The 21,427-nt window shown below is 59.1% G+C and carries 16 protein-coding genes; 7 read left to right on the plus strand and 9 right to left on the minus strand.

Going from position 1 to position 21,427, the window contains the following annotated elements; all coding sequences use genetic code 11:
- Positions 1–57 precede the first annotated feature (57 nt).
- Positions 58–2,664: a bifunctional aconitate hydratase 2/2-methylisocitrate dehydratase gene (acnB, locus tag BUQ81_RS05155; RefSeq protein ID WP_074201305.1), complete on the minus strand. Its 2,607-nt coding sequence runs from the start codon at positions 2,662–2,664 to the stop codon at positions 58–60.
- A 155-nt stretch (positions 2,665–2,819) separates the two neighbouring features.
- On the opposite strand from acnB, the gene purB reads away from it, so the two are divergent.
- The 6 genes from purB to BUQ81_RS05185 all read left to right on the plus strand — a co-directional run bounded on the left by purB (position 2,820) and on the right by BUQ81_RS05185 (position 6,545).
- Positions 2,820–4,217 (plus strand): adenylosuccinate lyase, encoded by a 1,398-nt coding sequence (gene purB / locus BUQ81_RS05160; RefSeq protein WP_074201306.1) that lies wholly within the window; start codon positions 2,820–2,822, stop codon positions 4,215–4,217.
- Positions 4,218–4,225: 8 nt separating this feature from the next.
- Complete coding sequence (locus BUQ81_RS05165; protein WP_074201307.1) at positions 4,226–4,426, plus strand: DUF2281 domain-containing protein; 201 nt, start codon at positions 4,226–4,228, stop codon at positions 4,424–4,426.
- Positions 4,416–4,751, plus strand: a complete 336-nt coding sequence (locus BUQ81_RS05170) for a type II toxin-antitoxin system PemK/MazF family toxin (protein ID WP_074201308.1) — start codon at positions 4,416–4,418, stop codon at positions 4,749–4,751. Before BUQ81_RS05165 ends, BUQ81_RS05170 begins: the two co-directional genes overlap by 11 nt.
- Positions 4,751–5,902, plus strand: coding sequence for a cupin domain-containing protein (locus BUQ81_RS05175; RefSeq protein ID WP_074201309.1), 1,152 nt, complete (start codon positions 4,751–4,753; stop codon positions 5,900–5,902). The genes BUQ81_RS05170 and BUQ81_RS05175 overlap by 1 nt, the downstream gene beginning before the upstream one ends.
- Positions 5,892–6,245: a hypothetical protein gene (locus BUQ81_RS05180; protein ID WP_074201310.1), complete on the plus strand. Its 354-nt coding sequence runs from the start codon at positions 5,892–5,894 to the stop codon at positions 6,243–6,245. Before BUQ81_RS05175 ends, BUQ81_RS05180 begins: the two co-directional genes overlap by 11 nt.
- Before the next feature lie 63 nt (positions 6,246–6,308).
- Entirely contained in the window at positions 6,309–6,545 is a 237-nt protein-coding gene (locus BUQ81_RS05185) for a hypothetical protein (protein WP_074201311.1), read from the plus strand.
- 92 nt (positions 6,546–6,637) lie between these two features.
- On the opposite strand, the gene BUQ81_RS05190 is transcribed toward BUQ81_RS05185, so the two are convergent.
- The 7 genes from BUQ81_RS05190 to BUQ81_RS05220 form a co-directional block, all read right to left on the minus strand.
- Positions 6,638–9,559 (minus strand): insulinase family protein, encoded by a 2,922-nt coding sequence (locus BUQ81_RS05190; RefSeq protein WP_074201312.1) that lies wholly within the window; start codon positions 9,557–9,559, stop codon positions 6,638–6,640.
- A 283-nt stretch (positions 9,560–9,842) separates the two neighbouring features.
- On the minus strand, positions 9,843–11,951 hold the full coding sequence (pnp, locus tag BUQ81_RS05195) for a polyribonucleotide nucleotidyltransferase (RefSeq protein WP_074201313.1): 2,109 nt from the start codon (positions 11,949–11,951) through the stop codon (positions 9,843–9,845).
- Between the two features lie 216 nt (positions 11,952–12,167).
- A complete protein-coding gene (gene rpsO, locus BUQ81_RS05200; RefSeq protein ID WP_074201314.1) occupies positions 12,168–12,434 on the minus strand; it encodes a 30S ribosomal protein S15 in 267 nt (88 codons plus the stop codon).
- 102 nt (positions 12,435–12,536) lie between these two features.
- Positions 12,537–13,094 carry a ribosome biogenesis factor YjgA gene (gene yjgA / locus BUQ81_RS05205; protein ID WP_074201315.1) on the minus strand — a complete coding sequence of 186 codons (558 nt, stop codon included), beginning with the start codon at positions 13,092–13,094 and terminating at the stop codon, positions 12,537–12,539.
- Positions 13,078–15,111 carry an NAD-dependent DNA ligase LigA gene (gene ligA / locus BUQ81_RS05210; protein WP_074201316.1) on the minus strand — a complete coding sequence of 678 codons (2,034 nt, stop codon included), beginning with the start codon at positions 15,109–15,111 and terminating at the stop codon, positions 13,078–13,080. Before ligA ends, yjgA begins: the two co-directional genes overlap by 17 nt.
- Positions 15,108–15,917 (minus strand): cell division protein ZipA C-terminal FtsZ-binding domain-containing protein, encoded by an 810-nt coding sequence (locus tag BUQ81_RS05215; RefSeq protein WP_074201317.1) that lies wholly within the window; start codon positions 15,915–15,917, stop codon positions 15,108–15,110. Before BUQ81_RS05215 ends, ligA begins: the two co-directional genes overlap by 4 nt.
- Entirely contained in the window at positions 15,914–19,375 is a 3,462-nt protein-coding gene (locus BUQ81_RS05220) for an AAA family ATPase (RefSeq protein ID WP_074201318.1), read from the minus strand. Before BUQ81_RS05220 ends, BUQ81_RS05215 begins: the two co-directional genes overlap by 4 nt.
- 35 nt (positions 19,376–19,410) lie before the next feature.
- Here BUQ81_RS05220 and BUQ81_RS05225 point away from each other — a divergent pair, with 35 nt between their 5' ends.
- Positions 19,411–20,646 (plus strand): FGGY-family carbohydrate kinase, encoded by a 1,236-nt coding sequence (locus BUQ81_RS05225; RefSeq protein WP_074201319.1) that lies wholly within the window; start codon positions 19,411–19,413, stop codon positions 20,644–20,646.
- Here BUQ81_RS05225 and BUQ81_RS05230 read toward each other — a convergent pair.
- Entirely contained in the window at positions 20,615–21,382 is a 768-nt protein-coding gene (locus BUQ81_RS05230) for an HAD family hydrolase (RefSeq protein ID WP_074201320.1), read from the minus strand. The genes BUQ81_RS05225 and BUQ81_RS05230 overlap by 32 nt on opposite strands.
- Positions 21,383–21,427 lie beyond the last annotated feature (45 nt).

Genomic DNA, 21,427 nt, shown 5'->3' on the forward strand with positions numbered 1-21,427 from the left:
ACGCAATTGCGTGGCTTTTTGCTTTTGGCGCTCCCGCGGAGCACCCCTTTCAAGCCATCAGGCGCAGGCGTGCTGCTGACCGTAGGTCACCACCTGAATCTCGTCGATGGACTTGGGCTGGCACACCTTGTACTCGGGCAGTTCATCAAACTGCAGGTAGCGGTAGATCTCGCCCGCCATGGCATTGATGTCCTGCATGTACTGGTGATACTCCTCCACCGTGGGCAGACGGCCCAGAATGGCCGTAATCGCCGACAGCTCGGCCGATCCCAGGAAGACGTTTGCATCCTTGCCCATGCGGTTGGGGAAGTTGCGCGTCGAGGTGGACATGACAGTCGCGCCGTCCGCCACGCGCGCCTGGTTGCCCATACATAGGGAGCAGCCCGGCATTTCGGTACGCGCGCCCACGCGGCCGAAGATGGCGTAATAGCCCTCTTCGATGAGCTGGTGCTCGTCCATCTTGGTCGGCGGTGCGATCCACAGACGCACCGGCAGCTGGCCGTTGAACTTCTCCAGCACCTTGCCTGCGGCGCGGTAGTGGCCGATATTGGTCATACACGAGCCGATGAACACCTCATCGATGCTCGTATTCTGCACCTCGGACAGGGGCTTGATGTCGTCCGGATCGTTCGGGCATGCCAGCAGAGGCTCGGTGATCTCGTTCAGGTCGATTTCAATCACTTCGGCGTATTCGGCATCCTTGTCCGCTTCCAGCAGCTCCGGATTCTCGATCCACGCCTTCATGGCGTCGCGGCGGCGTGCCAGCGTGCGCGCATCCTGATAGCCGTTTTCGATCATCCAGTCGATCAGGGCGATATTGGACTTGAGAAACTCGATGATCGGCTCCTTGTTCAGCTTGACGGTACAGCCGTTGGCGGAACGTTCCGCGGATGCGTCAGACAGCTCAAACGCCTGTTCAACGGTGAGGTTCTCCAGCCCTTCGATCTCCAGCACGCGGCCGTTGAAGACGTTTTTCTTGCCCTTCTTCTCAACGGTCAGCAGCCCTTTCTGAATGGCCACGTACGGAATGGCATTCACCAGGTCGCGCAGCGTAATGCCCGGCTGCATTTCGCCCTTGAAACGCACCAGCACGGATTCCGGCATGGTCAGCGGCATCACGCCCAGCGTAGCGGCAAACGCAACCAGTCCGGAGCCAGCCGGGAAGGAAATGCCGATGGGGAAACGGGTGTGGGAGTCACCGCCGGTGCCCACGGTGTCGGGCAGCAGCATACGATTCAGCCAGGAGTGGATGACGCCATCGCCCGGACGCAGCGATACACCGCCACGGCTGATAATGAAGTCCGGCAGCTCGTGCTGCAGCTTAACGTCCACCGGCTTAGGATAGGCTGCGGTGTGGCAGAAGGACTGCAGCACGAAGTCTGCGCTGAAGCCCAGACAGGCCAGCTCCTTCAGCTCGTCACGGGTCATGGCGCCAGTGGTGTCCTGTGAACCCACTGTGGTCATGTGCGGTTCGCAGTACATGCCGGGGCGCACGCCTTCGATACCGCATGCCTTGCCGACCATCTTCTGCGCCAGCGTATAGCCCTTGGTGGAGCCGGATTCGTCACGGGGACGGATAAACACGTCAGACACATCCAGACCCATGTCGCGACGCGCTCGGTCGGTCAGGCCGCGACCGATAATCAGCGGAATACGCCCGCCGGCACGCACTTCGTCCGGCATGGTCACAGGCTTGAGCTCAAAGGTGCTGATCACCTCGCCCGCCTCGTTTTCGATCTTGCCTTCGTACGGATAGATGGTGATCACATCACCCATCTGCATCTTGGTGACATCGCACTCGATGGGCAGCGCACCGGAGTCTTCCGCGGTATTAAAGAAAATGGGGGCAATCTTTCCGCCCAGGATGACGCCACCCTGACGCTTGTTGGGCACATAGGGAATGTCTTTGCCAAAATGCCACATGATGGAGTTCATGGCAGACTTGCGCGAGGAGCCGGTACCCACCACGTCCCCCACAAAGGCGACCGGATGGCCCTTGGCCTTCATTTCGGCAATTTTCTCTTCCACGTCCGGCATCTTGGCCCTGAGCATTTCCTTGGCGTGCAGCGGAATATCCGGGCGTGACCACGCAGCCGGTGCAGGAGAGAGATCATCCGTATTGGTTTCGCCATCCACCTTGAAGACGGTCACGGTGAGCTTCTCGGGCAGCGGATCCTTGTTCTTGAACCATTCCGCATCAGCCCAGCGCTGCATTACTTCCTGCGCACGGGCGTTGCCCTGATCAGCCTTCTGCTTCACATCGTGATATGCGTCGTACACCAGCAGCGTCTTGCCGAGGGCATTGACCGCTTCCTCTGCAACCGCTTCGTTGTCGCTGTCCAGCAGTTCGATCAGCGGCTGAACGTTATAGCCACCCAGCATGGTGCCCAACAGGAAGGTGGCCCGTTCCGGCGTGATCAGCGGGGTGCTGACATTGCCCTTGGCCACGTCCGCCAAAAAAGCCGCCTTGACGTAGGAAGCTTCGTCCACACCCGGGGGCACGCGATTTTCCAGCAGATCGATCAAAAAGGCCTCCTCGCCGGCGGGCGGGTTCTTGATCAATTCCACCAGCTGCGCGGTCTGCTCCGCATTCAGGGGCAAGGGGGGCAGCCCCTCTTTTGCGCGCTCTTCCACGTGTTGACGATAGGCTTGCAGAAACGACATGGCGACTCCTTGTCTGAATAAAGATATGTTCGGGCACCTCCGCAAAACCCTTGAACCAGAATCGCCACTGTCGCGACCGTTCAGGGGTTTTGCGGAGGTGCCTTTAGACCCGGTTATAATACCACGATCATTTATTACACCCCAAAGGATGCTTTATGGAACTGACGCCCTTGACCGCCATTTCGCCGGTGGATGGCCGCTATGGCAGCCGCACCGAGCCGCTGCGCAGCATTTTCAGTGAATACGGCCTGATCAAATACCGCGTCCGCGTGGAAGTCAGCTGGCTGAAGATGCTGGCTAACCATCCCGGCATTCCGGAAGTGCCCAAGCTGTCCGCCGAGGCCCTCAACCATCTGAATCAGTTGGTGGACAACTTCACCCTGGAGATGGCCGAACAGGTCAAAGAGATCGAGCGCACCACCAATCACGACGTCAAGGCGGTGGAATACTTCATCAAGTCCCACCTTGAAAAGCATCCCGAACTGGACAAGATCAAGGAATTCGTTCACTTCGCCTGCACCAGTGAAGACATCAACAACCTCTCCTACGCGCTGATGATGAAGGAAGCGCGCGAACAGGTGCTGGTGCCGCAGATGGACAAGCTGGTAGACACCCTGGCCGATATGGCCGAGTCCATGGCCACCATCCCCATGCTGTCGCGTACCCACGGACAGCCGGCCTCACCCACCACCGTGGGCAAGGAATTCGCCAATGTAGCCTACCGGCTGGCACGCCAGGCCAAACAGCTGCGCGACGTGCAGATCATGGGCAAGATCAATGGTGCGGTGGGCAACTACAACGCCCACCTGTCAGCCTACCCTGACATCAACTGGTACGAGCTCTCCGAGCAGTTCGTGCGCTCGCTGGGGCTGGCGTGGAATCCCTACACCATCCAGATTGAGCCCCACGACTGGATGGCCGAATACTTCCACGTGCTCATGCGCTTCAATACCGTACTGATCGACTTCGACCGCGACGTGTGGGGCTACATTTCCCTCGGTTTCTTCAAGCAGAAGACCGTTGCCGGCGAAATCGGCTCCTCCACCATGCCGCATAAGGTCAACCCCATCGACTTCGAAAACTCCGAAGGCAACCTGGGGCTGGCCAATGCCCTGTTCGACCATCTGGCGCAGAAACTGCCCATCAGCCGCTGGCAGCGGGACCTGACCGACTCGACCGTGTTGCGCAACCTGGGTGTCGGCGTTGGACACATGATCATTGCCCTCTCGGCCACCATGAAGGGCCTGAGCAAGCTGGAGGTGAACGAGGAACGCCTGCTGGCCGATCTGGATGAGAACTGGGAAGTGCTGGCCGAGCCGATCCAGACCGTCATGCGTCGCTACGGTATCGAGCAGCCCTATGAAAAGCTAAAGGAACTGACCCGCGGACGCCGCGTTGACAAGGCCATCATGCAGGCCTTTGTGGATGACCTTGACCTACCGGAAGAAGCCAAGCAGCGCCTGCGTGAGATGACACCCGCCAGCTACACCGGCAATGCGGCCCAACAGGCACAGGCCATCAAGCTGGCCGTCGTCCAGCTGCGCGCTCGATAGGAGGTTGTATGAACACCATCCAGCGTATTACCCAGGAAGTGCAGAATATGCCAGAAGAGCTGGCAAAGGAAGTGCTCGACTTCATTGAGTACCTGGAGTTCAAGTATCAACTTCGCACGCCAGAAGTGGAATCGCTGAAACAGGCACAACTGCCCATTATGGAAAAAATCTGGGACAACCCCGACAATGAGGTGTGGGATGCCTTGTGAAAAGGGGGACATTGTTCTGACTCCCTTTCCCTTTTCCGATCTAGCCACTATGAAAAAGTGGCCGGTTCTACTATTGACGCCCCAGGATCGACACGGCGATGTGATTGCCATGGCAATCACATCGCAGGTTCAAAACATTAATGCCTACCCAATAGATGAGTCTGACCTTGCTGAAGGCAAACTGCCGAAACAAAGACACCTGCGGACGGATAAGTTATTCACCTTATCCGCATCACTCATCATCAAGAAGATAGCAACCTTAAAGCCGGATATTCACAGACGTGTCATTCAGCAAACCTGTCACCTACTGGATAACGAAACCTGATGCCCTATAAATTCAACTGGACCGACCTCACCCTCGAGCAGTTTTTTCGTGAATACTGGAACCGGAAACCTTGCCTGATTCGTAGCGCCCTGCCCGACGACTTTGACGGCATCACCCCGGAAGAACTGGCGGGGCTGGCGCTAGAAGAGCAGGTGGAAAGCCGCATTGTGATTCAGAGCGGCGAACAGGATTACACCCTGAAAAACGGTCCTTTCCACGAGGACGATTTCGCCGCCCTGCCACAGCGTGACTGGACGCTGCTGGTACAGGGGGTGGATCGACTGGTGCCGTCCGTGCAGAAGCTGCTTACCGCCTTTGACTTCATTCCCTACTGGCGCCTAGACGACATCATGATCAGCTATGCCGTCACAGGCGGCAATGTAGGCCCCCACTTCGATCATTACCACGTGTTTCTGTACCAGGTGGCCGGTACGCGTCGCTGGACGCTCACCAATCAACACTGCACGCTGGACAACTATCTTGAAAACGTACCGCTGCGCCTGATGCGCGAATTTCCGATCATGCTGGACTGGATAGTCGAGCCGGGCGATGTGCTCTACATTCCGCCCTTGTGGGGCCACCATGGTGTTGCGTTGGATGACGACTGCATGACCGCTTCCATTGGGTACCGTAGCCTGCGCGCTCGCGAAATCGCCGAAGCGCTGGCAGACTGGCTGGCAGAAAATCCGGCAGGTAATACCCTGTTTGCCGACCCCGACTATACGGGCACACCTCCCGGCGAAATTCCCGAACGCGTGCATGCGCCGATTCTGTCTGCGCTTGCGCCCGCACTGAGCAGCCCGGGGCTGGATGAAGCCTGGGCACAGCTGGTGACACTACCTGATCAGGCTGCCGCCGAGCTCCTGCCGGAGCCGCTGGACCCGCCCCTGTCGCTGGAGATGCTGCCGGAGAAGCTGCAGTCTTCACCCGTCTGGCTGCGGGATTCCGTGACGCGCATGGCGCTGACGCCGCAGGGCACCCTCTTTATCAACGGCATGGCGTGGGAGACAGCGGCATCTGCAGCCTTCAAGCGCATACTGGCCAATTCCATCCTGTATGAAGAGCTGGAAGCGGTGCTGACCAATCCGCAGGATGCTCAGGCCCTGCTGCATGCCATCAATCAACAATGGATTGTTCCCGATGAACCGTAAACAGACGCAACCCCTTTCCATCACGCTGCTGCGCAGCGAGCCGCTCGATGGCGCGGCACTTGCCGAAGCGTTGGACACGTCCGGACTGCTGTTTCCGCTGCTGCAGGCCGGCATGGTCAACGGCTATTTTGCCGACAAGACCAGCGCGCACGTGATGCCTTTGCGCTGCGAGGAAGACGAAAGCGGCTTTACGCTGCGACTGGATATTCAATTTCAGAGTCAGATGGCGGGCTGCGCCTGCGATGACGACCCTACCCCGCAACAGGCGCTGACAGAATTCATGCGCTGCACGCTCACCTTCAACCGTGAGGGTTGGCTGGAGACGGCGGCCATCAAGGATTAAGCCATTAACAGGCTTTCAGCGCAACACTGGCGCGCCTGAAAAGCGCACCGGAACGCTTTCCACATGCCCTGTTTCATCGCCTGCTTGATATGGGCACTGGGTCAGGGCCAGCTCACACGTGCCGAAGCATGGAGCCTGATGGAACGCCGTTGGGTGCACGCAAGCCAGCATGCGCCAGGTCTGCGCCGCCGCAGGGAAGCCAGGTTGTTGCTGGCGGTTGTCAGAGATGATCGCGACACCGCAGAACGGCTGCGCTGGCTGCTGAACAAACTGGACCAAACCGGCCTGGATACTGGCTGACAGGGGGGGTCCCCCACTTTTTTCACGGCACAAAAAAAACCGCAGCCGGAAAGGCTACGGTTTTTACGCAGAAAACTCGCAATTACAGCCAATTACAGCGTAATCAGCTCAAATCCGGCTTCTTCCAGGGTTTCACGGGTTCCGCTGTGGGTAATCACCGCACGGGATGCCCTGGACACATCCAGATAACGCTCGGCCACACTGCGAATCTGCGCCAGATCCGCGCCCAGAATGGTATCACGAATGCGCTGGCGCACCTCGGGCGTGTAGCCATACAGCAGCTGATAGAACGCTTTCTTTGCCTCACCGGCCGGCGAACCCGGCTTGTCCATGGCGGCAATCACATTCAGAATCGCTTCTTCAACATGCTGTTCGGTGGCGTCCTTGCTCATCACCCAGTCGAGCGATGCCTCAAAGTCCGCAAAGGTTTCCAGCAGGCGCGGATCGCGATAGGAATAGAACACCAGCGCACCGGCGCCTGCGTTGTATGTGGCGCCACCGCCGTAGGCACCGCCCTGCTCACGGATGCGGGTATGCAGGAAGCCGTTGCGCAGCATGTGCGCCAACAGCTGCAGCAGGGGGGCATCTTCGTGCCCAGGCATCACGGCCGGAAAGGCTTCGGCACAGAAATTAACCTGGGTACTGGTCACCCACGCCTGCTGGACGGCCCGCGCCGAGGCAGACAGTTGCAGATCGTTTTCTTCGATCGGCCCCTGCTGGAACGGCTGCCACTTTTCGGCCATGGACTGTTTTGCCTGCGGCAGGCCCTGCGCATCCGCCACCAGCAGTGCCTGCTTGGGTGCCTTGATCAGCTGCTGCTGGATGCCTTCCAGCGTTTCGCTCAGGGATTTGACGGCCGCATCGTTCTGCTTGAGACGATCATCCAGCTGCTTGAGGGTCTGAATACCGCGCAGACCACCGCGTTCGAAGGCCCAGCGACTGGCTGGCGTGAATTCCTGAACCGCCGCACCCATGGCATAGCTGTGGCCAGCGCGGGTGACACCGCGCTCGGCTGAAACCCGCATCTGACTGACCAGATCCCTGATGCGGCTGTATTCGTCAAAGCGCGGCACCAGCAGCGTCTCTTCCATCAGCTGAGCCAGAGGCGCATGGTTGCGGTTCAGTGCCTTGCCGGAGAGAATGAAATGACCGTGAACCCGACGGGGGTCCCGCAAATCCTCGCGCACCTGCGAGCGCGCACTCAACCCGCCGGTGACAGCCGCCTGCAATGCCTGTGTTTCCAGGTAGTCGCGATCTGCCGAACCTACCTCGGTGAGGGCGACGTTAAACACCGGCAGTGCCTGCTGCGCGGCCTCATCGAGCATGGGCAGATCCAGTATCAGACTCTCATAGACGATGCCGTTGGTGCCACGCTCATACTGGGTCAGCGGCAGGTCTGCGAGCGTATCCCGCTCCCCGTGAATCACCTTGACTGCACGCTCAATGTCTTCCTTGGTGACCTTGGGCAGAAGATCCGGGTCGTCCTCCTGCGCCTGGCGCATCTGCAGCGCTTCGGCCTGAACGACGATGGCATTCTTTTCCTCTGCGCTCATGGCGACCTTCAGCGCAACCAGTTCCGCCGCCTCTTCCGCTTCCTCGCGGGCACGCTGCTCAGGGTCGGGCGTCATCACCACACGCACCTTGTGAGGATTGTTAACCAGCCAGCGTTCGATCCAGCCTGGAATGAAGTGAGGATCGGCAATCCTTTCGCGCAGTGTTGCCAAAGCCGGCTCGAGATCCAGCAGTTTTACCAAGTCACCACCGTGCAGAGGGGCAGCCATGCTGGCGAGCATGAGCTGCAAACCGTACGGATAGGTATCGCCAGTAATCTCCCGCTGGGCCAGTTCCATCTGGTGCAGCATGGCTTCCACCATGTCACGATCCACGCCATGTTCGACGATGGCCTTGAGCACACCATCAATCAGGGCCTCAATGGCATCGGCATGCACCGCTTCGGAACCTTCAACACCGGCCACGAACGCCATTTCCCGGGTACCGTCCTCCAGACCGCACAGGGGCGATGGGGCCGCCGCCAGGTCCGTCTCCTCCAGCGCCTTGCGTAGCGGTGATGCAGAGTTGTCCAGTAACACCATGGTGACCAGATTGGCTGTGAGTACTTCCATGGGATCACGGTTTTCGCCCAGCAGCCAGCCGATGACGATATGCGTCTTGTTCTGCAGGTCCTGCTCTTCCAGCGCATAAGTGGTCTGAGTGCGCACCGGCGCAATGTATCGCTTCTCACGGCCAACCCGCTTGACCGGTACCGTATCGTTGAAACGGTGCAGCGCGAGGGTTTCAAAGTTGGCGTGATGCTCGACAGCCGGAATATCTCCGTAGGTAAAGAAGATGCTGTTGCTCGGATGGTAGTGATCGCGATGAAACTCCACCAACTGCTTGTGCGTAAGCTTTGGAATCTCTCTGGGATCGCCGCCGCTGTTGTAGTGATAGGTCGTTGTGGGGTACAGGGCACTGGACAGCGCCTGCCACAGTGTGGCCGTTGGCGAACTCATGGCGCCCTTCATCTCGTTATACACAACGCCCTTGCGCACCAGCTCACCATCCGGATCATTCCAGGGTTCGAACTCAAGACGGTGGCCTTCCTGGGCAAAATCAAGCGGATGCAGATTCGGAAAAAAGGCTGCATCCAGATAAACTTGCAGCAAGTTCTGAAAGTCCTTTCTGTTTTCTGTCGCAAACGGATAAGCCGTCCAGTCGCTGCTGGTAAAGGCGTTCATGAAGGAGTTGAGCGAGCGGCGGATCATCATGAAGAACGGATCGCGCACGGGGTATTTTTCCGAACCGCACAAGACGGTATGTTCAAGAATATGTGCCACTCCCGTGCTGTCCATGGGCAGGGTGCGAAATGCCACCATGAACACATTCTGCGGATCATCGTTGCTGAGATGGAAATGCGGCGCACCGGTTTTTCTATGGCGGTAGTGCTCGACAGTCAGGTTAAGCGCGTCGATATGATGTGACCCAATGACTTCAAACGCTGGATGTGTGCTGCTCATAATTTCCCGTTTAATTGCTGTTGTCCTTGAACATGGAACAATGCCTTGCTTTTACGCCACACGGGCGCAGACACTGGCCTGTATGACACCTCCGCACATTCCCTGAGTGATGGCCGCACCGAGATTCCAGGCAAACTTACCGAGCGTAGTCAGTTCATCTGGAGCCAGTCCGGGGACTGAACACTGCATCAACCGCACCGATGCGGTCATTGAGGCTGCAATCCCGCAACAGAGGATCTGTGGAGGTGTCCATGGCGTGCAAAAAGCACCCCATGGCATACGTTTACTTGTCTGCTTCCTTGGTGGACAGCTTCACGCGGCCCTGACGATCGATATCAATCACCTTGACGCGCACCTGCTGGCCTTCCTTGAGATAGTCACTGACATTTTCCACCCGCTCTTCAGCGATCTGGGAAATATGCACCAGCCCTTCGCGGCCCGGCATGTATTCAACGAACGCACCAAAGTCGACGATTTTCTTCACGGTGCCGTCGTAAGTAGTGCCAATTTCCGGCTCTGCTACGATCTCGTTGATGCGGCGGATGACCTCGTCGGCCGACTCCTGATCAATGGCAGCAATGGTGAGCGTACCGTCCTCCTTGATGTCGATCTGCGTGCCGGTTTCCTCAGTCAATGCCTTGATGACCGCCCCGCCCTTGCCGATCACCTCGCGGATCTTCTCCGGCTTGATCTTGAGGGTGGTGAAGCGCGGCGCGGTCGGTGCCACCTGCTCACGCGGTGCTGCAATGGTCTTGGCCATTTCGCCCAGAATGTGCAGACGCCCATCCTTGGCCTGATCCAGCGCGATCTTCATGATCTCTTGGGTAATGCCATTGATCTTGATATCCATCTGTAGCGCTGTCACGCCGCGCTCGGTACCGGCCACCTTGAAGTCCATGTCACCCAGGTGATCCTCGTCGCCAAGGATGTCCGTCAACACGGCAAAGCGATCGCCTTCCTTGATCAGACCCATGGCAATCCCGGCAACGGGCGCCTTGATGGGCACGCCGGCATCCATCAGGGACATGCTGGTACCACACACGGTTGCCATGGAGCTGGAACCGTTGGACTCGGTAATCTCGGATACCACACGGATGGTGTATGGGAACTCCTCTTCCGACGGCAGCACTGCAGTCACGCCGCGGCGGGCAAGCATGCCGTGGCCGATTTCACGACGGCCCGGGCTGCCCATGCGACCGGTTTCGCCCACGGAGAACGGCGGGAAGTTGTAATGGAGCATGAAACGATCCTTGTACACGCCGCCCAGCTCGTCCACCACCTTGGCATCCTGCTCGGTACCCAGCGTGGTGATGACCAGTGCCTGGGTTTCGCCACGGGTAAACAGCGCGGAACCGTGTACCTGAGGCAACAGCCCCACTTCCGTAGTAATGGGGCGAACGGTTTTGGTATCGCGCCCATCTATACGGGGTTGACCGGCCAGAATGCGGCCACGTACGATCTCCTTTTCCAGCTTCTTGAACGCGTCCAGCAGCGCCTTCTCGTCATACCCGTCCGGGTTCTCGTCGCTCTTGGCCAGAGCGTCCAGCAGTTTCTGCCTGGCAACGGCAATGGCTTCCTGACGCGCCAGCTTCTGCGGAATGGAGAAGGCCGCTTCCAGATCGGCACGCACCAGCTCGGCCACCTTCTGCTTCAATTCGGCATTTTCTTTTGGCGGCTGCCAGTCCCACTTGGGCTTGCCATAGGCTGCGGCAAACGCTTCAATGGCCTCGATCGCCACCTGCATCTGCTGATGACCATACATGACCGCGCCCAGCATGACTTCTTCCGGCAATTCGGCTGCTTCAGACTCCACCATCAACACGGCATCCTTGGTACCGGCCACGGCCAGCTCCAGCGCGCTCTCTTCCAGATCGAATGGACTTGGGTTCAGCAGATACTGCCCGTCGCGATATCCCACGATGGCAGCACCGATCGGCCCATCGAAAGGAATGCCGGAAATGGCCAGTGCGGCCGAAGCCCCCAGCATGGCCGGCACTTCGGTGCCCACTTCAGGGTCCAGCGCCAGTACGGTAATCACGATCTGAACTTCATTCATGAATCCTTCCGGGAACAGCGGACGAAGCGGGCGGTCGATCAGGCGTGACGTCAGCGTTTCAAATTCGCTCGGGCGCCCTTCCCGCTTGAGAAAACCGCCGGGGATCTTGCCTGCAGCATAGGCCTTTTCCTGATAGTTGACGGTCAGCGGAAAGAAATCCTGCCCTTCGCGGACATCCTTCGCTGCCACTACTGTGGCCAGCACGGTGGTATCACCCATCTGCACCACAACGGCGCCGTCGGCCTGGCGCGCCATGCGACCGGTTTCCAGCTTGACGAGCAGGTCGCCATATTGAAAGGTTTGTGTCTTCGGTTCAGGTCGTGCGTAGTTATCCATGGTGTTCCTTTATGCTACGTTTACTTGCCAGAATGTCAGCGAGGCAAAACCTGAATCCCGTAACCGTGCGTACACAGCTGCGGGATTCAGGCTGGTTCGGCCTCGCACTAATTGTTGGGATTATACCTGCAAACATTGCAGGCTCCACAGCCAGCGTACGGATACAAAAAGCCCCGCTCAATAGCGGGGCTTTTTCGATCGCTGAACAGCGCTGGATTACTTGCGCAGACCCAGTCGCTTGATCAGATTGAAGTAGCGATCAGCATCCTTGCGGTGCAGGTAGTCCAGCAGCTTGCGACGACGCGCAACCAGCTTCAGCAGACCGGTACGGGAATGCTTGTCCTTCTTGTGGGTCTTGAAGTGGTCAGTCAGGTACTTGATGCGTGCGGTCAGCAGAGCAACCTGCACTTCGGGGGAACCGGTGTCACCTTCGTGGGTGGCGTATTCGGCAACGATTTTTGCCTTGTCTTCTGCAGTCAGCATAATGCATTCTCCTTGAATCGGTTGTCATCAACACGCCCTGACCGCCAACCGATAGCAGTAAGGGTGAAAACCAAAAAAATAATTATAGGGTGGAATATTCTTTCAGGCAAGCTCCGTCTCGTCCTTCAGCGCCTGAAACAGATCACGATAGGCTTTTTTGGCAGCATCACTCTCCGGCGCATGCTTCTGAGCCATGCGTAGCCGCTGCCGCAGGCGCGCCCGGTCGGCACGCGGATAGGCCGCCATGAAATCCGCCAGCGCCGCATCCCCTTCGTCGAGGAGGCGTGCACGCCACTGTTCCAGCTCACGTACCCTGACTTCGGCACGCTTGCCTTCCAGCACGAGTGCTTCGTCCGTGGCACGGATGGCAGCGAGCAATTCATCATCACCGCGCAACAGTTTGCCCAGGTACTGCTTCTGACGCTTATAGCCCGGTCCTGGCTTGCACTGGCGCAGCTGTTCGATGGCAGCAAGAATATCGTCCGGCAAGGGGTAGCGTGCCAGCTCACTGGGTTTCATGCTGGCAAGGCGCTCGCCCAGCTCGGTCACTTCCTGTGCCGCCAGCTTGAGCTGCGTACGGCTTTCGAAAACGTCTTCCGTTTCCCACTTGGGCGCGCTGCGTGCACTGCGTTTCTTGTTGACGTTACGCGGTCGAACCATTGAGCATCTCCAGGAAGGCGTTTTCGTCCAGAATGGTGACGCCCAGCTGCTGGGCCTTGGTGTACTTGGAGCCAGGGTTTTCACCGGCAATAACGTAGTCGGTTTTGCGCGACACACTGTTGGTGACATGGGCGCCGAGGCTTTGCAGCTTCGCTTTCGCCTCTTCGCGCGTCATGCTGTGCAGCGTGCCGGTGAGCACCACTGTCCTGCCGGCGAACGGGCTGTCCACATGCTCGGCCGGTTTCTGCGGTTTCGGCCAGTGAATCCCCGCTGCCAGCAGGCCGTCGATAACCTTTTTGTTAATGGGCTGCTGGAAAAAGGTCTGAATGTTCTGGGCGACAATCTCGCCAATGCCTTCCACTTCCATCAGCTGTTCGGGTGTGGCATTGCGAATGGCGTCGAAATCACCAAAATGCTCGGCCAGCGCCTCAGCGGTCACCTCACCCACTTCGGGAATCCCCAGCGCATACAGGAAACGCGGCAGAGTGGTATTTTTGGAGGCTTCGATGGCTGCCAGAAGCTTGCGGGCGGATTTTTCCTTGAACCCTTCCAGCTGAATCAGCTGCTCGAAGGTCAAATGGTAAAAATCATCAGGGTGCTGTACCCAGCCCTTTTCCATCAGCTTGGCAATCACCTTCGGCCCCATGCCCCGAATATCCATCGCCTTGCGCGAGGCGAAATGCTCCAGCGTGCGCTGCCGCTGGGCCGGACACGCCAGCCCGCCGGAACAGCGGTAGATGGACTTGTCCGGCTCCTTGATCACATCCGAGCCGCAAACCGGGCATTTCTTCGGCATGACGAACTTGCTCACCCTGGTGGGGTCCCGCTTGGAAAGCACCGGTCCCACGATCTCCGGAATGACATCCCCCGCACGGCGCACAATGACGTAATCGCCGATGCGAATATCCTTGCGTTCGATTTCGTCCATATTGTGCAGTGTCGCACTGGAGACGGTGACGCCACCCACCCGCACCGGCTCCAGCTTGGCCACCGGCGTCAACACGCCTGTGCGCCCCACCTGCACGATGATGTCCAGCAGTTTGGTCCAGGCTTCCTGCGGCGGGAACTTACGCGCAATCGCCCAGCGAGGCGCCCGTGCGGTAAAGCCCAGCCGCTGCTGATATTCAATAAGATTTACCTTGAAGACGACGCCGTCAATGTCATAGTCCAGTTCGGGACGCAACTGTGTCATGCGCTGGAAATAGGCCGTCATACCATTGAGGCCGTGCACCACCTCCATCAACGGGTTGACAGGCACGCCCCATTCGCGGAATCGGTTCAGGGTGGCGGTATAGGTCTCCAGCACCACACCGTCGCTGACCTCGCCCCAGCCATAGGAATAGAAGCTGAGCTTGCGCTCTGCAGTCACTTTGGGATCCAGCTGGCGCAAGCTGCCGGCCGCCGCGTTACGCGGGTTGGCAAACGCCTTCTCACCCTTTTCCAGCTGGCGTCGGTTGAGTTCTTCAAAGGCCTGTTTGGTCATGAAGACCTCGCCGCGTACCTCGACCACCTCAAAGGGGGCATCCGTCATCAGTCGCAGCGGAATGGCGCGCACCGTCATGGCGTTCTGGGTGACATCTTCACCCACTTCACCATCACCCCGTGTGGAGGCGGACACCAGAACGCCGTTTTCATAGCGCAAATTGATGGCCAGGCCATCCATCTTGGGTTCGGCACTGTATTCGATTGGCTGAGGAATATCCGGCGTGCGCTCAAGAATGCGCTGTTCGAATGCGGCCAGCTCCTCGTCGCTGAAAGCATTGTCCAACGACAGCATGGGTACGCGGTGACGGACCTTTTCAAAGGCATTCAGCGGCTGTCCACCCACCCGCTGTGTGGGAGAGTCAGGCGTGATCAGGTCGGGAAACTGCGCCTCAAGCTGCTTGAGCTCATTGAACAGCTGATCGTACTCGGCGTCGGATATTTCGGGATTGTCCAGCACATAGTAGGCATAGTCATAGTGCCGAATCAGCTTGCGCAGTTCTTCGATTCGCTGCGCTGCTTGCTCTCGGGTCATTCCATGTTACCCACAGGCTTGGAGACGTAATCCAGTGCGGCGGAACGCATGCGCTGCAGGTCAGGTTCGCGCAGGCGGGTACGGTTGATGTCATACATGGTGGCATCCAGCTTCTGCGACAGCTTGCGCGCCAGTGTCAGCATTTCTTCCATGGCGCGCGGCGCGTGAATGGTGGTGGGCAGACCAAGAACAAGCGCAATACCCGGCGTGCGGAAACTGCCATCATCCTCTTCCAGTGGCGGAATGACGCCCGGATTGAGGGCATTGACGATGCGCACGTAATCATGGCCGTCTTCATCCACCAGGCAGTAGAAACCGGTAGCGGCATCGTAGGCAACATTGAAGCTGCGCAGCGCGGAGTGAATCTCCTGCAGGGTGTATTCGTGCGTACCCAACAGCATGATGGAGAAAACCTGGGGTTCGGAGCGCGCCACATCCTGCTGAGGTGCTTCCGCTTCGGTTTGATGCTGCGGCTTGCCAAAGCTGGGCTGGACCTCCACAGGCAAGATATCCTCGTCCGGCGCATCATCCACCTGCAAAACTTTCTTACCGTTTTCCTCGAAGACCGGGGCCGGTTCGTCGAACAGGGAGGCCTGCTCCGGTGGCACCCCCTCAGTCTGAGCCGATGGTTCGGCGGGCGGGTCCATGAGCGGACTGTGCTGCTGCGGTTGCTGGGAAGGCGCCTGCTCGGAGTGAGCGGTTTTGGCATCGGCAGCCGTTGCGGACTTCTTTTTCTGACTCATCCAGTACAGCCCGCCCACAAAGGCCAGCGCCAAAACCAGCAGCGTCAGTTGCAATTCATTCATGAGGCCTCTTCTCCAATCATTTCCATGGCAGCATCAAGATCCACGGACACCACGCGCGATACGCCCGGTTCATTCATGGTGACACCCAGCAGCTGCTCTGCCATCTGCATGGTGGTTTTATTGTGCGTAATTAAAATGAATTGTAATCGCTTTGCCATTCCCTTGACCAGCTCGCAGAAACGCAACACATTGGCATCGTCCAGCGGCGCATCCACCTCATCGAGCACACAGAAGGGCGCAGGCTGCATTTCGAAGAAGGCAAAAATCAGTGCCAGGGCCGTGAGCGTCTTTTCCCCGCCGGAGAGCATCTGAATGCGTGTATTGCGCTTGCCAGGCGGACGCGCCATCACCAGCAGCCCCCCTTCCAGCGGATCCGCATCGGGATCCACCCAGACCAGATCGGCTTCACCGCCTCGAAACATGCGCGGAAACATCGCCTGAAAACGCGTGCGTGCCTCGCGCCAGGTCTCGCGCAGGCGCTTGCGCGAGTCCCGGTCAATCGTGCGGATGCTGGCTTCCAGCTGCTCCACGGCTGCCTCCACATCCGCCTTCTGTGCCTGCAGATCCTCTATCTTTTTCTGCAGGGTTTCCCAGGCACTCACTGCCGTCATGTTTACCGGGCCCAACTGTGCCAGTTCCCGCTTGACCTGCTTGAGCTGTCGCTCGGCATCCGCCAAATCCACAGGTTCCTGCAAAGCAAGCTGTCGCAACTGGGCAGGTGACAGCCCCGCTTCCTCCTGTGCACTCTGTGCCAGCGCCTGCAGCTGCTGCTGCGCCTGCGCAATGGCCACTTCCAGCTTGGCCAGCGTCTGCTCCACACGGTTGCGTGCCTGCTCCGCCTCGTGACGCTGCTGATGCAGGGCCTCTACCTGCTTCTGGGCTGCCTGCAGCTCCGATTCGGCCTGCGCCAGCAACGTCCTGGCCTTATCACGCGCCTGAAACGCCTCATCAACCGATGGCGGCGACGTTTGCAGCAATTGTTCAAGATCAGCAGCGGCCTGCTCCAGCATGCCGTTGATTTCATGGGCACGGGTCTGCAGCTGATCCCGCTCAGCCGACAGACGGGCCTCATCCACGGCCAACTGTTGTTCGCGCTGCATCAGGGCGGCCTGTTTCGATGTCAGCGCTTCGAGCTGCTGACGCACCGTGCGCAAATGCTGTCGTTGCTGCAACGCGGCGGTCTCGGCCTCCCGCCATTGAGCCTGCAACCCTGCCTTCTCCGCCTCGAGTTGCTGACACTGTTCATTCACTTCCAGCAGCTGCGGCGCCAGCTTATCCAGTTGCTGGACAATGTCGGCCAACTGACGGTTAAGTTCAACCCGCTGCTGCTGATACCGGGCTTCTGCTTCCCGCGCCTGCAGCAGCTGCTTCTGCACCTGTTGCAGGCCGCGCTGAGTGGCTTCACGCGCCTGATGAGCCGCACGCAGTGCCTGTTCCATTTCGGCTCGCTCAGCCTGCAGGTGCTGGAGGGTTTCTTCAGCGTCCGACAGCTTGGGCCGTAACGTATCAAGTTCGCTTTGAAGTGTTTCAATGCGGCGCTGGCGTGCCAAAGCCCCTTCCCCGCTCCCTGCAACGGGCAAAATGCGTTCAAAGCGGCGATACAGCACCCCAGCAGGGCTCAATACGGACTCGTGTTCGGCGAGGCTTTCCAAAAAGTCGGGGACCCCCTCCTTTTCCGTCAGCCGAACAAACTGCGCCTGCCGCAGGATAGGCCAGGGTGCCTGCAGAATCTGGTGCAATCGGGGGACGCCATCATCTATCAATACCGCAGGCGCATCAATCCCCACCCAAGGCGCGTCTGGAAGGTGTTCCGACCATGCCTCGACAATGCGCCCCTTTACCAGCCGGTTGCCCAACCAGCGCTCAACGGCCTGCTGCCACGCGGGGTCCGTGACGTGCACCAACTCCACCAGGGGCTTGCCCACACTCGTTTCGGCCTCGCCACCATCTTCCAGCAGACTGGCCTGCACAGCTTGCAGGCCGGCCAGCTCCGCTTCGCTTCGCTGCACGGCATCGCGCTTTTCCAGTACAGCGGCTTCCTGATAGCTGAGCTGCCCTCGCAGTCTCTCAAGCGTATCCTGCAAGCGCTCGATTTCATAGGCCTGCGCCTCAATCGTTGCTTCCTGTTGCGCGACCGCCTCCTCCAGTGGCGCCGTTTCGGGGGGGGCTGTCAGGGATGTCAAGCGCTGCTGCAAGGCATCCCGCTGCTGCTGCAAACGGGCCTGTTCCCGTTGCAGACGCTCATGTTCTGCCTGCGCCGTGCGTAATCGCTGTTTGATGCCATCCAGCTGCCAGTGCAACTGCCGCTCATCGCGCTCAGCGGCCTGAACGGCTTCAGTGAGCATCCTGACCCGTTCTTTCAGTGCAGCCTGCTCGGGTGCCAGCGCCGCCTTTTCCCTGTTGAGCTGGGCACGCACAGCTTCCATTTCATCGAGCTGTGCCTCAAGCGCCGAACGCCGTGCTTCCAGCGTCTGCAGACGCTGCATCAGCTCGGTTCGCTGCTGTGTCAACTGTTCCTTGCGCCGTTCCCACTGAGCGGCCTGCGCCTGGGTAAGATCACAGGCCTTGTCCAGCCGGTGCCACTGCGCACGGGCATTGGCGACGGCTTCGCTCACCTGGGGCAACTGCTGCTGTTTCAGCACAAGATCCTTTTCAACCGTCTCCACCGCCTGCTGCGCCCGCACGAAGGCTGCCTGCTGTGCCTGCAGAGCGGCCTCGTCCTGCTGCAGGCGCTGCATCAGCTTTGCATAGCGACCGCGAAATACCGTGCGGGTCAGGTTTTCGAGGGCTTCGCTCAGCTGCTGATGACGCCGTGCCGTCTCGCACTGGGCTGCAAGCGCCTCGGCCTGTTCCTGCCAGGTGGTGAGCTGGATGGTGAGCTGGGCGAGGTTTTCCCGCGTGGCTTCCAGGCGGTTGAGGGTTTCACGGCGGCGCTGACGGTAGTGGCCAATGCCAGCCAGTTCCTCCAGCATCTGCCGCAACTGCTCGGGGCGGGATTCGATAATGCGATTGATACTGCCCTGACCGATCAGCGCATAGCTGCGCGGCCCGAGGCCCGTGCCATCGAACAGCGCCTGTATATCACGGCGGCGACAGCGCTGCTGATTGAGCAGAAAGTGAGAACCCTGCTCGCGATGGTGCACACGCTTGACAGAGAGGGCCTCGTAGCGATTCCATGGACCCTTGAGACCATGATCGCTGTTATCGAACACCAGCTCCACGCTGCACTGGCTGACAGGCTTGCGACGATCGGTGCCGTTGAACAGGACGTCGTTGAGTTCGCCGCCACGCAGCTCCTTGGCAGCACTTTCGCCCATGACCCAGCGTATGGCATCCAGTGTGTTGGACTTGCCACAGCCGTTGGGACCGACAATACAGACGATATTGCCAGGAAAGTCGAGGCGTGTAGGCTCTGCAAAGGATTTGAAGCCAGCCAGCTTGATATACTTCAGGCGCATAACGACGACGGTTCGAGATGATGAGGCATCATAGCATGAGCGACGGCTGGATTCTGGGGCTGGATCTCGGCACCTCAGGGCTGCGGGGTGTGATCACGGATGAAACGGGAGAGATCCATGCGGAAGCCGCTGCCCCCCTGACGGATCAGTCGCCCACAACCTGGTCGGCCGCGCTCAGCGGCGTGCTCCTTGAGCTCAAACCTCATCTGTCCAGGGTACATCACATTATTGCCGATGCCACCTCTTCCACGGTGATGCTATGGGACAACGGAGTCAGCTCACCCGTATTGATGTATGACGATGGCCGCGCCACACAGGAATATGCAGCCATACGTGACCAACTGCCCGCAGACAGCGCCGCCCATGGTGCGACCAGTACGCTCAGCAAGGTCCTGTGGCTGCGCAATCACTGCCCGGTTTCATCAGGTACCCGCATCGCCCATCAGGTCGACTGGCTTAACGCCCAGTTTCTGGGGTTTCCACCGCCAACCGACTGGAACAACGCCCTGAAATTGGGCTATGACCCGATACGGGAACAGTGGCCTGACGTCATTGAACAACTACTGTCGCCTCTGTCCCCGCCGAAGGTCGTGCCATCGGGAACCCCACTGGGCTCGGTGCAGGAGGCTGTGCAGGATACCTGGGGATTTCCCCACCAATGCACGGTCCACGCCGGCACCACCGACAGCATTGCCGGTTTTCTGGCAGCGGGCGCCCAGGCGCTTGGCGATGCCGTCTCCAGTCTGGGAACCACCCTGGCGCTGAAAATCGTCAGCGAACGCCCCATCTTTTCGCCGTCTCACGGCATATACAGCCATCGGCTGGGTCGCCGTTGGCTTGCCGGCGGCGCGTCAAACGTGGGCGGCGGCAGCCTGCTGGAAATGTTTTCACTGGAGCAGGTGCGTGCATTAAGCAAGCGACAACCGGGACCCAAAAGGGGCATTGCCTGTTATCCATTGCGTGGCGTCGGGGAACGCTTTCCCGAAGCCGATGCGAAAAAGGCGGGACTCTGGCCGGATAAACACCTGCCGGAAGCGGTTCGCTTTCAGGCGATTGTGGAGGCATTAGTCGCCATCGAAAAGAAAGGCTATGAACGCCTGCACGCGCTGGGCGCCCCCGCGCCGCAGAGGATTTTCTGTGTCGGTGGCGGATGCCGAAATGCAATGTGGCAGCGTCTCCGTAGCGCACAGCTGCCACATGTTGTCGCGCAGACGGTCGAACGACCGCCTGCCTGGGGGGTTACCCGACTGCTCGCTGATGAAGGTCCTTGAGCAGATCCACGGTAACATAGGTGTGGTCACCGGCATCCCCAGCCAGCACGGTAAACGGCTGATCCGGCTCACCGAGATGATCCAATACCAGCGCGGCATCGCTGAAGTCATGCTCGCGGGTGTAGTCGTTAATGGTGACCAGCGTGGCCAGGTTCGCAGCAGAGGATGAGCGAATGCCATTCTCGGAATCCTCAAACGCCAGGCACTGCTCGGGCGCCACGGCCATCTGTTCCATTGCCCAGGTGTAGATATCGGGTGCCGGTTTCTTGGCCGGCACGATATCGCCCGCTGCGATCACCTCAAACCATTCGATGCTTTCCGAACCCAGGGTATTTTCGAGCAGAGCGGTCACGTTTTCCGGCGTAGTGGTGGTGGCGATCGCCAGGCGCAGGCCGGCCTCGCGGGCCTCGTTGATCAGACGCTCCACGCCCGGACGCAAGGGAATGCGCCCCTCGCCCAGCAGACGCGTGTAATGGGCGGTCTTGGCGGCATGCAGGCCCTTGACGAAATCATCGAAATTCTCCGGCTTTTCAAAATCCGTATTGAACTGATCCAGATAGTACTTGATGCGTTCCTTGCCGCCGGTCACCGCCAACAGTTCACCATAAAGCTCTTCGTCCCAGTGCCAGTCCAGGCCTGCTTCCTCGAATGCCAGATTAAAGGCAACACGGTGCCCGTCCTTTTCGGTATCGGCCAGAGTACCATCCACGTCAAACAGCAATGCTTCCAGTGCCATGTAATTTCTCCATGTTTCAATCGAATGGCGCAAATCCTACCACAG

Origin of the sequence: Sulfurivirga caldicuralii, assembly GCF_900141795.1 — a bacterium.
GTDB classification, from domain to species: Bacteria; Pseudomonadota; Gammaproteobacteria; order Thiomicrospirales; family Thiomicrospiraceae; genus Sulfurivirga; species Sulfurivirga caldicuralii.

What these genes read in the sequence shown, in the direction of transcription:
- acnB (WP_074201305.1), bottom strand. Translation starts at nt 2,664, where the DNA reads ATGTCGTTTCTGCAAGCCTATCGTCAACACGTGGAAGAGCGCGCAAAA.
- purB (WP_074201306.1), top strand. Translation starts at nt 2,820, where the DNA reads ATGGAACTGACGCCCTTGACCGCCATTTCGCCGGTGGATGGCCGCTAT.
- BUQ81_RS05165 (WP_074201307.1), top strand. Translation starts at nt 4,226, where the DNA reads ATGAACACCATCCAGCGTATTACCCAGGAAGTGCAGAATATGCCAGAA.
- BUQ81_RS05170 (WP_074201308.1), top strand. Translation starts at nt 4,416, where the DNA reads ATGCCTTGTGAAAAGGGGGACATTGTTCTGACTCCCTTTCCCTTTTCC.
- BUQ81_RS05175 (WP_074201309.1), top strand. Translation starts at nt 4,751, where the DNA reads ATGCCCTATAAATTCAACTGGACCGACCTCACCCTCGAGCAGTTTTTT.
- BUQ81_RS05180 (WP_074201310.1), top strand. Translation starts at nt 5,892, where the DNA reads ATGAACCGTAAACAGACGCAACCCCTTTCCATCACGCTGCTGCGCAGC.
- BUQ81_RS05185 (WP_074201311.1), top strand. Translation starts at nt 6,309, where the DNA reads ATGCCCTGTTTCATCGCCTGCTTGATATGGGCACTGGGTCAGGGCCAG.
- BUQ81_RS05190 (WP_074201312.1), bottom strand. Translation starts at nt 9,559, where the DNA reads ATGAGCAGCACACATCCAGCGTTTGAAGTCATTGGGTCACATCATATC.
- pnp (WP_074201313.1), bottom strand. Translation starts at nt 11,951, where the DNA reads ATGGATAACTACGCACGACCTGAACCGAAGACACAAACCTTTCAATAT.
- rpsO (WP_074201314.1), bottom strand. Translation starts at nt 12,434, where the DNA reads ATGCTGACTGCAGAAGACAAGGCAAAAATCGTTGCCGAATACGCCACC.
- yjgA (WP_074201315.1), bottom strand. Translation starts at nt 13,094, where the DNA reads ATGGTTCGACCGCGTAACGTCAACAAGAAACGCAGTGCACGCAGCGCG.
- ligA (WP_074201316.1), bottom strand. Translation starts at nt 15,111, where the DNA reads ATGACCCGAGAGCAAGCAGCGCAGCGAATCGAAGAACTGCGCAAGCTG.
- BUQ81_RS05215 (WP_074201317.1), bottom strand. Translation starts at nt 15,917, where the DNA reads ATGAATGAATTGCAACTGACGCTGCTGGTTTTGGCGCTGGCCTTTGTG.
- BUQ81_RS05220 (WP_074201318.1), bottom strand. Translation starts at nt 19,375, where the DNA reads ATGCGCCTGAAGTATATCAAGCTGGCTGGCTTCAAATCCTTTGCAGAG.
- BUQ81_RS05225 (WP_074201319.1), top strand. Translation starts at nt 19,411, where the DNA reads ATGAGCGACGGCTGGATTCTGGGGCTGGATCTCGGCACCTCAGGGCTG.
- BUQ81_RS05230 (WP_074201320.1), bottom strand. Translation starts at nt 21,382, where the DNA reads ATGGCACTGGAAGCATTGCTGTTTGACGTGGATGGTACTCTGGCCGAT.